Consider the following 14,084-nt stretch of genomic DNA (forward strand, 5'->3'; position numbering starts at 1 on the left):
AAACCTGAGCAATTGCTCAGGTTTTTTTTTGTTTTAAGTAAAGGATTACAACTCCTGAATCTGCTTTACTTCTTCTTCACTAAGTGTCAATAATCCCGGTTTTACGAGACGGCCTATCATCTCGCGCCAGTTTTCGTCCTGCTCAAAAATGTTTTTAAAAATAGGCTTGGCTTCTTCTAGCTGCCCGTCGTTTGCCATCGCTACGGCTGCCCAGAATTGCATTTCCAGATTATCGGGAAACATACGTTCAGCGGTACCGTAAAGCTTTAAGGCTTCGGGCATATCGCCGGCCTCTACAGCCAGATCACCTCGATTCATGTAGTCATACGCACGGGCAACCTTCAGCAAACGATCTAATTCTTCAATGGGGTTTTCATGATCGTCAACCCGCAAATTGATTCTATATTCTTCCCAGGAATTTTCAGCCAATTCAGGACCTACCACGATCAAGGCTGCGCTTTGCTTTCCGCGTATATCACCACCCGCATCCTGAGCGGCTTTAAGCACAGCTACCATACGCTCTGCAAGCGGAAGATCGCTATGAGCTTCAAAAGCCTTTGCCATCGCAGGAACCGTTTGGTCGGTCAGCATCATATTGGCTTGTACCGAGAAATTATCACCCGTTATCTGACTGGCGTATACCACACATTTCTCACCGGTGTATGCGGCAGCATTTCCATTTACATCTAAAAAAGCGACCTGGCGAAAGGCCTTGCCTTCATCTTCGGCTACCAGTTGATCTAAAGCTGCTTCTGCCGAAATACCTTCCTGCATAAGCGCCAAGCCTCTTGGCCCATATGCGGGATTTACAAAAGACTGAGTGGCCACCACCCCTACTCCGCTTTTTCCCCAGGAGACTAAAGAACCCACGCTAAACCAGTGACTCTGCACCGCAACCGCCATTTCGCCGGTATTGGCATCGCGTGCCACGATAGAAAAGGTGTGGGCAAACGCGCTTTTATCTGCATTAATGTTTTGAGCAAAGCAAGTTGCATTTGAGGCGATCAGTAATACGGTGAGTAATTTTTTCATACCTATTTCAATTTTATACGTTCTTTCATCTTTTCGACGATGTTATAGGCTGCGGGACAAATCGCAACGTTCTTCAGAGTAATATTGGTTATTTGCTGAAATTTCTTTCGGTCTGTGTGCGGAAACTCGGCACAGGCCTTGGGGCGCACATCGTAAATCATGCAATAATTGTCAGCTCCCAGAAAGGTACACGGCACCTCTTGCAACACATAATCCTTGTCTTCATCAATACGCAAATAGGTATCAATAAACTGTGCATCTTTCATTCTGAAATGCTTTGCAATACGGCTGATGTCACGGTCTGTAAACAACGGCCCGGTGGTCTTGCAACAATTGGCACACTCCAGACAATCAGTCTGCGCAAATTCCTCATCGTGCAATTCCTGCATCTGGTAATCCAGATCTTTGGGCGGTTTGCGCTTCAGCTTTTTAAAATAGGCAGCAGTTTCTTTATGCTTATCTTTGGCCAGATTGGGCAGCTGCTCAATAAATTCATCCATAGCGCAAAAATACGTAATTAAAGCAGCCTTAATTTATGGCGAAAAAAGATTCTGTAAACCCCGATATTTTCGGCGCAGCCCTTCTTGATTTTTACCACGGAAGGCATACCGAAGACATCACAGTGATCTCTTCCCTTACCGAAGATGACGAAATTCCCATTCCCTATCTCTTCCGGGATTTTGAAGAAATGCCCGAAATCGAACAGGAAGCCTTAAAGCTGGCGAAAGGCAAAATTCTGGACGTGGGCGCCTGCGCCGGAAGCCACAGTTTATACCTGCAAAAACAGGGTAAGGATGTGACTGCTTTGGATGTTTCAGGCGGGGCGATTGAAGTTTGCCAACTGCGCGGAATTGAAAAAACAATACAGGCAGATGTTTTTGAACTTACCGAAGCCTCTTACGACACGCTGCTTTTGCTGATGAACGGTACCGGTATTTTCAAAACCTTGAAAAATACTCCAAACGCACTGAAACAGTTGGGCTCCCTGCTGAGCGAAAACGGACAGATTTTAGTTGATTCTTCAGACATCGCCTTTATGTATGAGGAAGAAGATGGCAGCTACTGGCGCGATACCAGCAGGGATTATTATGGCGAAGTCACGTTTAAAATCAGGTATAAAAAGAAAACCTCTCAGGCTTTTGACTGGCTCTATCTCGATTTTGAAACTTTAAAGGCTGAAGCAGAGAAGTCGGGATTTAGCTGCACAAAAGTCCTTGACGGACCGCATCATGAATACCTGGCGCGACTGGTTAAAGCAGATTGAAAAAACCGTAAAGCGCTTTAACTCGTAAATTTTAAAAAGAATTTAAACAAACAACAAGTGCCGATGCCTCTCCGTTTAAGTATTTTTGGCACTTGTTAATATAAAACAGATGAATAGTTTAAGAATTACCCCTTACCTCACCCTATTTTTTGCGCTTTTTGTACTTTCCTGTTCTAAAGACGAAACTACTGCGCCAGATCCTACGCTTGCCAATAAGCAAGCTCTTGGGACTTCTGCCCGCGATTTTTTAAGTGCCGATGAGTTTACCAGTCTGCGTGTAGAAATCGCTTACGTGGCCGGTTTTAAACCCGCTACAGCAACACTTAATAACTTACGTAGCTTCTTTGAGCAACGCTTAAATAAACCAGACGGAATTACCTTTATAGAAACTTTGGTGCCTGCGACGTCTGTAGGTTCTCTGGAGCGCGATGAATATGTAAAAATCGAAGCAGACAATCGTACCGCTTTTAATGCAGGCGATGAGTTAGCTGTATGGATCTTTTTTGCAGATCAAAACTCTGAAAAAGACACGGACACCAGCCGAATTCTAGGTACCGCTTACCGCAATACCTCGTGTATTATTTTTGAAAAGACCCTAAGAGATTTCAGCAACCGAATTGGCGGAGCGAGTCTCACCCAACTGGAGACGGTGACTACCGAGCACGAATTTGGACATTTATTTGGCTTGGTCAATTTGGGAACTGATATGGTACGCGATCACGAAGATGAACAGCCTAATGATGACGGTATAGATGCGCTAAATAAGCACTGTAATCAGGAAAATTGCCTGATGTATTTTCAAACCGTTGCAGATGCAACCAGCTCTGCAATGACCGGCCTGCCGACTTTTGGAGAATTCTGCCTTGAGGATCTTCGGGCAAATGGCGGTAAATAATCACGACAGGCTCTAAAAACAAAAAGCTTCCGGCAAAACCGGAAGCTTTTTTATTTGCTTTAATGAAGTGCTTAATCGAGTACCAGGCTGGTCGTAGCGATCATTTTTCCACCATCAAAAATATTGATCTTGTATAAACCTTTTGCAAAATCTTCTCCGCGTGGAGCGATGTTTTCGCAGATATCAAGCGCTGTGTTCTCGTAGTAAAACTTAGAAATAGCGCTGTAAGTAACGGTTGTAATACTGTCGATTTTTACGGTCTTGTTAGCTCCCATAATGTTGTTTTGCGGGTCTAGCACCTGAACGTAAAGTTCTTTATCTCCGGCTTCAGCAATACGGTTTTGAGGCACGGTGTAACACGCTCTGATACGGTCAACACGACGGGCACGGTCATTTTCTACCAGTTTACCACTGTTGCGCACAATTACTCCGGTACCTACCAGTTTATTAGCAGCAAGGCTTGAACCTAAAGCTACTTTTTCGGCAAGTTCGTCTTTAATCGTCGCAAGGCTGTCACGCTTCATACGGCTTACTTCCAGTTCATAAGTAGTACTGTCTACGCGCATGGCGAGCATCTTGTTCATACCTTTAAGACTGTCATTCTGAGCGAAAAGGTATTCACGTTCTTTCTTAAGTTTATAAACCTCATCGCGGTAGCGACGCAATACAGAAATAGAAGCTTCCATTTTTTGAACCGAATCAATCAATACCTGAATACGGTCACGAGCCTGATTAAGCTCAGTATCTTTTAGGTTGTTTTCTTCGATTACCGCATCATACTTGCTTACCATCTGTTTAAGATCATTCAATACCAATTCTTTCTCTTCGGTAAGCTCTGCCTTGGTATTCTTTTCCTGGTTATACAGCTTTATCGCAAAAGCCCCGGCAACTACCAGTAAAACGGCAAGTATTCCCGTAATTACTTTCATTCCCGTATTCTTATTTTCATTCTCCATTTTTCTAAAATTTGATTAGTTATGGGTTGTAACCCAATTTTTTAGTAACGTTAATTATGTATCAAAAGTGTACAAATCTTTTAAATCTTCCTTAAAAATTTGCAGTTTTTAACGAAATGCTATCGCAATCGTTTTTTATGAGCATTTAAGATGGAATTTTACCCGCCACGACCGATAAATTTGGGTTCCGTTTCCCTTTACAGAATATGGAAAGCTTCAAATTTTAATCATATTCATGCCGAATCATCAATTTGCTATGCCAGTCAGACGGATATCTGTATCTTTACGGGATGAATAACGAACACAAACGCGCCGCAATCCTATTTGGAGTACTCGCAATTATCGCTCTGGTCATCTGGATTTTTCACGCCAGCTTTGGCAAAGGCCTGCTTCTTGGTGTAGGGATCGCGATTCTGGTCTACATTTTACGCAGTTTTCTCCCCAGAAGAGGTTAAAAAAGTTTTAGCAAATCGCTCGCATTGGAAAGCGTTTTGAATTTAGAATGCGCGATTTCTTCATCTACCTGCTCGTGGCTCCACGTGGTGTGAAACGGAATATGAATCGCGTAACCTCCCATCGCCAACACCGGAATGACATCAGATTTCAACGAGTTACCCACCATCAAAAACTCACCGGGTTCAATATCCAGATGTTTTACCAGTTTTTTATACTGCGTTTCCTTTTTATCTGAAACAATCTCTACGTGATGGAAATAGTCAATAAGACCACTCTTAACCAATTTCCGTTCCTGATCGAGTAGATCACCTTTAGTTGCAACGACCAACTTGTGCGTTTTAGACAGTTTTTGCAAAACCTCTTCAATATGCGGAAGTACCTCAACCGGCTCGGCTAGCATCTCCTTCCCTTTCTTCAAAATAAAATCGATGGTTTCGGCACTAAGTTTATCGCCCATTAGGCGATGCGCGGTTTCGAGCATTGAAAGGGTAAAGCCTTTAATCCCATAGCCGTAGGTGTCCAGATTGCGAATCTCGGTATCGAGAAGCTTTTCTACGATATCGTCCTCATCACCAAATTCACGCAGGTGTTTGGCAAAGGCAAGTTCGGCTTCTCTAAAAAAGGTTTCGTTAACCCAAAGGGTATCATCGGCGTCAAAAGCGATGACTTTTATGCTGCTTAAATCCAAAAGCAAGTAGTTTTTGATGAATCGTAAAAATACACAACTCAATTTTAAGTAAAGTCAACCGGCCTCATTCTGTTTAAAACTCTGAAACAATAGCGGTAAACCGGGTTTTGAGATCAAATTGTTTCTTAACTTAAACGAAAATTGCTAAAAAAAGAAAACGATGTTTGGACTATTTAAAAAGAAGACCGAAAAAGAAAAATTAGAGATCGAATACAAGAAGCTGATGAAGGAAGCTTTTGAACTTTCCAAGAGCAATCGCTCGGCCAGTGATGACAAGTATGCCGAAGCCGATCGTATTCTGAAAAAGATTGAATCGCTTTAGATAATCAAACTTTATTTAAGTAAAAAAAGCATCGTAGTTTATCGCTGCGATGCTTTTTTACAATGGTATCGTCTTACTTTTTCTTTTTCATTTTATTGATCCAGATGAGCGTTCCGGTAATGGGAAGACTCGTGGCTATCAGACAAGCCAAAAAGTAAATGATTTTTGAAAACATCCCAAAAACCTCTCCGGTGTGCAAAGGCTTTATAAGCGATGCAAACTGTACATTGAGCGGTTTATCTGCGAAAATATCTAATGCAAGCACTTCACCGTTTTTGGCAATGTAGGCACGATCTGCAGCTACGGGTGACCATCCTGAAGCGTTGTTCTTACGCAGACTGAAATAATCAGCACGATTTCCTGGCAAACTGATACTTAGATCTCCATCGAAGGGAAAAACACGTGCCGCGACTTCCTCAATTGCATCAAGATCAAGTGTCGTGGCTGTCTCGGGCACTTCAAATTCCGGGGAAGAGCGGTTAAAAACGGGTGTGCCAATTAAATTGCCAAGCCCTTCGCGATAGCCTTCAAAAGACCAGCATAAACCGGTAATGCCCATAATAACAATAAAGATAAGCGCGTAAAACCCGAGCGTGTTGTGTAAATCGTGGTTGACGCGTTTCCAGTTGGCTTTGGTCTTGATCTTAAATCCGGCTTTAAAGTTTTTGCGTTTGAGTTTTCTGGGAAACCAAAGAACCAAACCGGTAATGGAAAGGATCAAAAAGATGATGGTTGCCACTCCAACAATAGGTCTGCCTATAGACGAATCAAAAAGCAACCAGCGGTGCATTCTAAAAAAGAAAAAGCAGAACCCATCTGCAGGATTAGGCCCTGCAATCAGCGTTTCTGCGGTATACGGATTCACCTGAAGATTGGTTCCGCGGCGTTCTTCCGGATTTTCCTTGATGGTAAAAGTGTAGGGCGCAGATTCATCTGCCGGGATATTTACCGAAGTAAGGGTGCCGGCGTGATTCTGACGTATTTTAGTTTCGAGGGCTTTGAGACTAAGCATCTCCCCTTTTGGTTCTACTTTTAAATCTTCTTCAAAAAATGCTTTGATCTCGTGCTCAAAAGCCAGAATACTTCCGCTAAGGCAAACCAGAAAGAGGATGATCCCGCTCGCAAGACCCAGCCATAAATGCACATCGTTGATTAATTTCCGAAAACTAAAAGACTTCTTTTTTTTCATATTTATTTTTCAAGAGTATTCCTAAGACACTCCAATTCCCCAAACGTTTAAATGTATCGGGTACAAATATAAAATTTCATCAGAATTAAAACTATTTAGACTTAATTAAAATAATAATCTTCAGAGTTTATAAAAAAACCCGGCTCAAAGAACCGGGTTTATAAATAATGCGATTTGCTATTTTTAGCGCACCAACTTCTTGTACTTGATACGTTTTGGCATTAGATCGCCGCCTAAGCGCTTCTTTTTGTTTTCTTCGTAATCGGAGAAACCACCTTCAAAGAAATACACCTGGCTATCGCCTTCAAATGCCAAAATATGCGTACAAATTCGGTCTAAAAACCAACGGTCGTGAGAAATTACCACAGCACAACCGGCGAAATTCTCAAGACCTTCTTCAAGCGCCCGAAGCGTGTTTACATCCAGATCGTTTGTAGGCTCATCCAGCAGTAACACGTTGCCTTCTTCCTTAAGTGTCATAGCAAGGTGCAGACGGTTACGCTCCCCACCCGAAAGCATACTTACTTTTTTGTTTTGCTCGCTTCCGCTAAAGTTAAAGCGGCTCAAATACGCGCGGCTGTTTACCTGACGGCCACCCATCATAATGAGTTCCTGCTTGTCGCTGAAGTTTTCCCAAATGGTTTTTTCGGGGTCAATATTGCTGTGCGACTGGTCTACATAGGCGATTTTGGCTGTGTCACCAACGGTAAATTCACCTTTATCAGGCTCTATTTCGCCCATAATCATTTTGAAAATGGTGGTTTTACCCGCACCGTTAGGACCTATAACGCCCACAATACCGGCCTGAGGCAGCACAAAATTCAAATCTTCATACAAAAGCTTATCTCCAAAGGCCTTGCTCACCCCTTTTGCATCAATCACATTCGTTCCCAAACGCGGACCGTTAGGGATGTAGATTTCAAGCTTTTCATCGGTTTGCTTCTGGTCTTGCGACATCAGTTTGTCGTAGTTATTCAAACGCGCTTTTTGCTTGGCCTGACGTCCTTTTGGCGCCATACGCACCCATTCGAGCTCGCGCTCCAAAGTTTTCTGACGTTTACTGGCTTGTTTTTGCTCCTGAGCCATACGCTTGGACTTTTGGTCCAACCACGAAGAGTAATTTCCTTTCCACGGGATTCCTTCTCCACGGTCTAATTCTAAAATCCATCCCGCAACATTGTCGAGGAAATACCGGTCGTGCGTTACCGCGATCACGGTACCTTTATATTGTGCCAAATGATGTTCTAACCAGTGTACACTCTCTGCATCCAGGTGGTTAGTAGGTTCGTCAAGCAACAAAACATCGGGCTCCTGAAGAAGTAAACGGCATAAAGCCACACGACGACGCTCTCCACCGGAAAGCACTCCGATTTTTTGATCAGCCGGCGGGGTGCGTAAGGCATCCATCGCTACTTCTAGTTTGTTATCTAGTTCCCAGGCATTGCGGGCGTCAATCTCATCCTGCAAAACCGCCTGACGGTTCATCAGCTTTTCCATCTTATCAGGATCGCTGTACACCTCTTCAAGACCAAACTGATCGTTGATGCTGTTATATTCGTCGAGAATAGCAACAGTCTCTGCTGCTCCTTCCCGCACTACTTCAAGAACCGTTTTATCGTCATCCAGTTGGGGTTCCTGCTCGAGGTAGCCTACTGAAAATTCCTTGTCTGAAGTCACATCGCCCTGATAGTTTTTCTCAACCCCGGCAATAATCTTAAGCAAGGTAGATTTACCCGAACCGTTAAGACCCAGAATACCAATTTTTGCCCCGTAGAAAAAACTCAGGTAAATATTCTTCAATACCGGCGTATTTGCCCCGGGATAGGTCTTACTGACTCCCGTCATTGAAAAAATAATCTTTTTATCGTCTGCCATAATATGTAGTTATTGTGTTATGCTGCTGCTTGAAAAGCTTCAAAAAACAGGGTGTAAAGGTATTATAATATTGTGGTATTGAAAATGACTGCACTCAGAATCCTTACGCCCAAATTGTTATCAAATTGCTCCACGCACTCCATTGTTTAACTTTAGTATAATTATAACAAATAGCGCCTTGTAATGCGCAGCTTTTTAGTCCATCTTTAAAGAAACCGAAGAATCGAAATTAATTTTCTAAATAATCACCAGATAATTTGGGAATTATTTGAAAAATCAAAAAATTCCAAAAGCGTTTCGCCGGCAACTGAATCGCTTTCGTATAACTAACACTAATAAAAGTTATGAAACCTTCTAACCAACCCTCCTCACAAGACCGAAAACTCGGGAAAGAAGAAGAACAACTGCTTGACGAACTGGGTATTTTTGGCCAGTCGCGGCGTACGTTTCTCAATCAAATGTCTGCTGCGGGAATAAGCCTTATGGCGGTCCCCTATTTTACATCAGACGTGTTTGCCCAGGCACCTAAAGCTCCCGATCTGGACCCCGAAAGTTTACTCAATGCCCTTGAGGTGAACCTAAAAATAAATGGCGACACCTATCCTTTACAGGTAGATTCGCGTATGACCTTACTGGATGCCCTGCGCGAACGCTTAAACCTTACCGGTTCTAAAAAAGGATGCGATCACGGTCAGTGCGGGGCGTGCACCGTGCTTATTGACGGCAAGCGAAAACTATCCTGCCTTACCTTATCTGCGACCTGCAAAGACAAAGAGATTACCACAGTAGAGGGTCTTGCTCAGGGAACAGGTTTGCATCCCGTGCAGGCAGCTTTTCTCAAACACGATGGTTTTCAATGCGGGTATTGCACTCCGGGACAAATTTGCTCAGCAGTTTCCTTACTAGATGAAGCCAAACGTGGCGAGGTGAGTTATGTAACCGAAAATGTAAAAGACGAAGTGACCCAGCTGTCTGACAAAGAAATCAGAGAGCGTATGAGCGGTAACATCTGCCGCTGCGGGGCTTACAACAATATTGTACAGGCCATTCAGGAAGTACATTCCGGCAAAGCCGAAATGCCACGCTGGGAATTTGCTACAGAACAAGAACTAGAAGCCAGCAGGACTGCTGAATAACCAAAAAATCAACTTATGAGACCTTTTCAATTCCATAGTCCGTCAAACGCTGCTGAAGCCCTACAAAAACACTCGCGAGATCAGAAGACCCATTATCTGGGAGGTGGCACCAACCTCATCGATCTGATGAAAGAAGATGTGGAGCGACCTGATCATTTAATTGAGGTTGCAGATCTTCCGTTTAAAGAAATTACCCAAACCGCAAACGGTGGCTTGATGCTGGGCGCTACCCTGAATAATACCGAAACTGCAAATCACAAACTGGTACGTAAAAACTACCCGCTTCTTACGATGGCGATGCTTTCCGCAGCTACTGAACAAATACGTAATATGGCTACCAATGGTGGCAATTTGCTGCAGCGTACGCGATGCCCTTACTATTTTGAAACCTCGATGCCCTGTAACAAACGCGAACCCGGTTCTGGTTGTGGAGCGTTGAACGGAGCAAACAGCAAGAGCGCCCTATTTGGCTGGAGTGAGTCTTGTGTGGCTACCCACCCTTCTGATATGTGTGTAGCTTTGGCCGCTCTTAATGCTAAAGTGCACGTGGGACAGGCAGATGGCAGCTCACGGGTGATCCCTTTTACCGAATTTCACCGCCTGCCGGGTGATCAACCTGAAAAAGATACGAATCTTGAAACCGGCGAACTCATCACCGGCATCGAGTTGCCAGAATCTGAATTTCCCGATCATTACTACTATTACAAAGTACGCGAGCGCAGCAGTTATGCTTTTGCGCTGGTCTCTGCGGCAGTAGGCTTACAAATGCAGGGAAATACGATTACCAAAGCCGGACTGGCTCTGGGTAAAGTAGCCCACAAACCCTGGAAACTCGAAAATGTGGAGCGCTATTTAGAAGGAAAAGAAGCAAGCCTTTCCACTTTTGAAGCAGCAGCTGACCTTGCTTTTGAAGATGCGCAGCCCCTTTCAAAAAACGAGTACAAAATAGAATTAGGTAAAAAAACATTGGTGCAGGCACTCGTACGTGCAGCGGCACGTAGTTAAACATATAGTATGGAAACGAAAACAAAAACCGGCATCGGAAATCCCATCAGCAGGCTTGAAGGCAATCTTAAAGTGATGGGCAAAGCCAAATACTCATCTGAATTCAGCTTTGAAAATCTGGCTTTCGCTCAGGGAATTCAAAGCACGATCGCTTCAGGAAGAATAACGGCGATTGATACATCTGAAGCTGAAAAACAAGAAGGGGTGCTTAAAATCATCACCTATCAAAATGCACTAGAACTCAAAGGCTATAATGGCCGGTTTGAGTCGCCCAGCACAAAGGGTATTTCCCCAAGTTTACAAACTCCGGAAGTTCACTTTTACGGGGAATACATAGGCGTTGTCGTTGCCGAAACCTTTGAGCAGGCACGCTATGCGGCAAATCTCATCAAGGTAACCTACGCCGAAGACCAGCACCAAACCAACTTTGAAGAGCATTTAGATTCGACTTATAAACCCGATAAAGCAAACGGAAACCCTGCTGATACCAGCTGGGGCGATCTGGAGGCGGGACTCAACCAAGCTGCCGCGAAAATCGATGTTACCTACAACACCCCTATAGAACACCATCATCCAATGGAGCTACACAATATTATTGCAGTTTGGGAAGGCGATAACGTGACTGCCTATGCTTCAACCCAAATGGTTGAAAATGCCGTGACCACCATTGCCGAAACCTTCCAGATGCCCAAAGAAAATGTTCGGGTTATAACACCTTACGTGGGTGGCGGTTTTGGATCTAAACTGCAATTACGCGAGCACGCCACGCTGGGTATTATGGCTGCAAAAATGGTGGACTGCCCCGTACAACTTACGGTTACGCGCCACGAGATGTTTACCGCAATAGGTTTTAGACAGCACAACCGGCAGCGTATGCGTCTGGGAGCAGATCAAGACGGAAACCTCACGGCTGTGGGTCATGATACCACTTCGCACACCTCCTTTACCGAAGAATTTCAGGAAACCTGTGGTTTGATGACGCGTATGTTATACAAAACACCCAATTCGCTGGTGACGCACCGGTTGATGAAGTTAAATCTGCCGTCTCCCCGCTGGATGCGCGCGCCGGGAGAAGCACCGGGAAGTTTCGCTCTCGAGTCTGCAATGGATGAACTGGCACACGAACTCGGAATGGACCCCGCTGAATTGCGAATTCAAAACGATACGCAGGTTGATCCCAGCAACGACAAGCCCTTTTCCTCACGACAATTGGTAGAATGCATACGCATTGGGGCCAAAAAATTTGACTGGAAAAACAAATGGAATCCAAAACCCGGGCATACCCAAAAAGACAACTGGATGGTGGGTTACGGAATGAGCGCCTCCTCACGTGCCGCGCCCTATTTAAAAAGTTCGGCGGAAGTCACTTTAAAACGCGATGGAGATGCAGTCACAGCTGTATTGAAAACGGATGCCACAGACATTGGCACCGGAACCTATACCATTCTGGGACAAACCGTCGCCGAAACGCTTAACCTCGACATCAAAGACGTGCAGGTAGAACTGGGAGATTCCAAATTTCCGGTGAGCCCCGGTTCTGGTGGTTCATGGGGAGCGGCATCTTTCGCAAACGGTACCCGCGAAGCCTGCATAAATGCGATTAACAACCTCAAAACGCTGGCCAGCACCGATGAAGATTTAACGGTTGCCGAACTAATGAAACAAGCCGAACTTAATGAGCTTACCGCAACAGGTACGGCCGCTCCTACCGAAGAGTTTGACGATTACTCGGTGTATTCTTTTGGAGCTAATTTTTGTGAAGTTTGGGTAGATAAAGACACGGGTATGGTGCGTCTGGAGCATTTTGTAAATGTGGCCTCGGCAGGTAAAATCCTCAATCCTAAAACCGCTTACGGGCAAATCATAGGCGGAATCACCTGGGGAGTAGGTCAGGCCCTTACTGAACATAGTGAGGTAGAACCCAATCACGGGAATTTCATCACCCGCTCGTTTGCAGATTACCATGTGCCGGTAAATCTGGATCTGGGCAAGATCGATGTGGTTTTTGTACCCGAAGAAGATTATATCGCAAACCCTATGGGCGTTAAAGGTATTGGCGAACTGGGCATCACCAGTATTGCTGCAGCCATTGGCAATGCCGTTTTTAATGCTACGGGCAGACGCGTGCGGGATTTACCCATCACCCCGCAAAAAGTAATCACCACTCCCGTGACTGCTTAAACGACAGTTTTCAACTAAAAAAAATCCTTTGAATGTGCTTCAAAGGATTTTTTTATTAGATGCTTTTTTTTAATCAATGCAGGCCCAGCAGGCGTGCGATTATAACCAGTTGCCCCAGATGATAGGCATTGTGTTCTATAGCCAGCATCAATTCGCGTAAAATTTGTTGTTTTTCGCCGTGTTTGGCAATGCCGAGCAAATCGGTTTCCGGGTTTTCTATAAAGGCTATTAGGGCGTTTCGGTCTTTAAAAAAGTCCTGTTTTAAGGCCTGCCAGTCTTCTTTGGTCTCAGCTGTTTTTTCAGAAGGCCAGTAATCTTTTGGCCAGGAAGGTGTTTTGTAGCTGTCTGCAGTGCAAAAATCAAGCAAATCGCGCTGTGCATAGAACATATGGTAAAACACCTCGTAAAACGAATACGGTAATCCCACAGGACGCTCGCCTATTCGCTTGTATTTTATTTTTTCAAGCAGATCTTCAACCGGCATAAAAGCTTCACCCCCTTTCAGGTGTTTCAGCAATTGTGCCTTAATTGCTGCGGCCTGCATTAGACCCTTCCTTTTAAGGCATTAAACACCCAGGCGATTGCAAAAAAGCCCAGGCCTACCGAGGCAAATCCCCAGCCGGCAATCTCATTGTATCTAAAGGCTCCCAAAGCAATCAGGGCCAGCCCTTCCACAATCATAATAAATGTGGCCCAGCCTAATACCGTATTTTTATTCATCATTTTAAGTTCAATTTTGTGGGCGTATCACCCCGCGCCAAGCTCGGGTGACCGGGCTATACGCTGTATCTTTTTTAAAAGGCTCAATATACCAAACTTTATAGAAACGCAAACTGCCTTTTAAAAAAGGATGCCGCTGCTATCCCTTACGCTCAACAATCTGCTGCTCCAGACTTGTATAACTGCTTATAATGCAGGTATTTATTTGAGTAATTTAAGCAAAACCAAACTAAAGTGCACCATAGGGTGTCAATTTTAAAGACTTCTTAACCAAATTAGCACACGGGATAACGGCAACGTTTTCGTATTTTCGTCAATCTTATAATCCCGCGTTAGGGATCAAAGCAAGTTACCCGCCCTCAGGC

15 protein-coding genes are annotated in these 14,084 nt (G+C 44.4%); 7 read left to right on the forward strand and 8 right to left on the reverse strand.

Annotated elements, in window-relative coordinates:
* Positions 1-45: 45 nt before the first annotated feature.
* Both CJ305_RS13830 and CJ305_RS13835 read right to left on the reverse strand, forming a co-directional pair.
* Positions 46-1,032, reverse strand: coding sequence for a DUF1028 domain-containing protein (locus tag CJ305_RS13830; RefSeq protein WP_099646874.1), 987 nt, complete (start codon positions 1,030-1,032; stop codon positions 46-48).
* 2 nt (positions 1,033-1,034) lie between these two features.
* Entirely contained in the window at positions 1,035-1,532 is a 498-nt protein-coding gene (locus tag CJ305_RS13835) for a YkgJ family cysteine cluster protein (protein ID WP_099646875.1), read from the reverse strand.
* Between the two features lie 35 nt (positions 1,533-1,567).
* Here CJ305_RS13835 and CJ305_RS13840 point away from each other — a divergent pair, with 35 nt between their 5' ends.
* Entirely contained in the window at positions 1,568-2,296 is a 729-nt protein-coding gene (locus CJ305_RS13840) for a class I SAM-dependent methyltransferase (RefSeq protein ID WP_099646876.1), read from the forward strand.
* A 109-nt stretch (positions 2,297-2,405) separates the two neighbouring features.
* Positions 2,406-3,191: a hypothetical protein gene (locus tag CJ305_RS13845; RefSeq protein WP_099646877.1), complete on the forward strand. Its 786-nt coding sequence runs from the start codon at positions 2,406-2,408 to the stop codon at positions 3,189-3,191.
* 71 nt (positions 3,192-3,262) lie between these two features.
* Here CJ305_RS13845 and CJ305_RS13850 read toward each other — a convergent pair whose 3' ends face one another.
* Entirely contained in the window at positions 3,263-4,147 is an 885-nt protein-coding gene (locus CJ305_RS13850) for a hypothetical protein (RefSeq protein WP_099646878.1), read from the reverse strand.
* A gap of 290 nt (positions 4,148-4,437) precedes the next feature.
* Between CJ305_RS13850 and CJ305_RS19495 the strand changes: the two genes are divergently transcribed.
* Positions 4,438-4,602: a hypothetical protein gene (locus tag CJ305_RS19495; protein WP_189319454.1), complete on the forward strand. Its 165-nt coding sequence runs from the start codon at positions 4,438-4,440 to the stop codon at positions 4,600-4,602.
* On the opposite strand, the gene CJ305_RS13855 is transcribed toward CJ305_RS19495, so the two are convergent.
* Positions 4,599-5,297 (reverse strand): HAD family hydrolase, encoded by a 699-nt coding sequence (locus tag CJ305_RS13855; protein ID WP_394340052.1) that lies wholly within the window; start codon positions 5,295-5,297, stop codon positions 4,599-4,601. The two genes, CJ305_RS19495 and CJ305_RS13855, sit on opposite strands and share 4 nt — an antisense overlap.
* Before the next feature lie 154 nt (positions 5,298-5,451).
* Here CJ305_RS13855 and CJ305_RS19305 point away from each other — a divergent pair, with 154 nt between their 5' ends.
* Positions 5,452-5,613, forward strand: a complete 162-nt coding sequence (locus CJ305_RS19305) for a Lacal_2735 family protein (RefSeq protein ID WP_143469388.1) — start codon at positions 5,452-5,454, stop codon at positions 5,611-5,613.
* Positions 5,614-5,686: 73 nt separating this feature from the next.
* On the opposite strand, the gene CJ305_RS13860 is transcribed toward CJ305_RS19305, so the two are convergent.
* Together CJ305_RS13860 and ettA are read right to left on the reverse strand one after the other, a co-directional pair.
* The gene (locus CJ305_RS13860) at positions 5,687-6,802 is read right to left on the reverse strand and encodes a PepSY-associated TM helix domain-containing protein (protein WP_099646880.1); all 1,116 of its coding nucleotides are present in this window, start codon (positions 6,800-6,802) and stop codon (positions 5,687-5,689) included.
* 183 nt (positions 6,803-6,985) lie between these two features.
* Positions 6,986-8,677, reverse strand: a complete 1,692-nt coding sequence (gene ettA, locus CJ305_RS13865) for an energy-dependent translational throttle protein EttA (RefSeq protein WP_099646881.1) — start codon at positions 8,675-8,677, stop codon at positions 6,986-6,988.
* A gap of 344 nt (positions 8,678-9,021) precedes the next feature.
* Between ettA and CJ305_RS13870 the strand changes: the two genes are divergently transcribed.
* The 3 genes from CJ305_RS13870 to CJ305_RS13880 are packed head-to-tail and all read left to right on the forward strand — an operon-like array spanning position 9,022 to position 12,999.
* On the forward strand, positions 9,022-9,813 hold the full coding sequence (locus CJ305_RS13870) for a 2Fe-2S iron-sulfur cluster-binding protein (RefSeq protein WP_099646882.1): 792 nt from the start codon (positions 9,022-9,024) through the stop codon (positions 9,811-9,813).
* A gap of 15 nt (positions 9,814-9,828) precedes the next feature.
* On the forward strand, positions 9,829-10,818 hold the full coding sequence (locus tag CJ305_RS13875) for an FAD binding domain-containing protein (RefSeq protein ID WP_099646883.1): 990 nt from the start codon (positions 9,829-9,831) through the stop codon (positions 10,816-10,818).
* 9 nt (positions 10,819-10,827) lie between these two features.
* Positions 10,828-12,999, forward strand: a complete 2,172-nt coding sequence (locus CJ305_RS13880) for a xanthine dehydrogenase family protein molybdopterin-binding subunit (RefSeq protein WP_099646884.1) — start codon at positions 10,828-10,830, stop codon at positions 12,997-12,999.
* 73 nt (positions 13,000-13,072) lie between these two features.
* Here the strand turns inward: CJ305_RS13880 and CJ305_RS13885 are convergent, their stop codons facing one another.
* The gene (locus tag CJ305_RS13885; protein WP_099646885.1) at positions 13,073-13,543 is read right to left on the reverse strand and encodes a DinB family protein; all 471 of its coding nucleotides are present in this window, start codon (positions 13,541-13,543) and stop codon (positions 13,073-13,075) included.
* The gene (locus tag CJ305_RS13890) at positions 13,543-13,719 is read right to left on the reverse strand and encodes a CAL67264 family membrane protein (RefSeq protein WP_099646886.1); all 177 of its coding nucleotides are present in this window, start codon (positions 13,717-13,719) and stop codon (positions 13,543-13,545) included. The genes CJ305_RS13885 and CJ305_RS13890 overlap by 1 nt, the downstream gene beginning before the upstream one ends.
* Positions 13,720-14,084: the final 365 nt, after the last annotated feature.

Origin of the sequence: Leeuwenhoekiella nanhaiensis (assembly GCF_002744755.1) — a bacterium.
In the GTDB taxonomy this organism is placed as follows: Bacteria; Bacteroidota; Bacteroidia; order Flavobacteriales; family Flavobacteriaceae; genus Leeuwenhoekiella; species Leeuwenhoekiella nanhaiensis.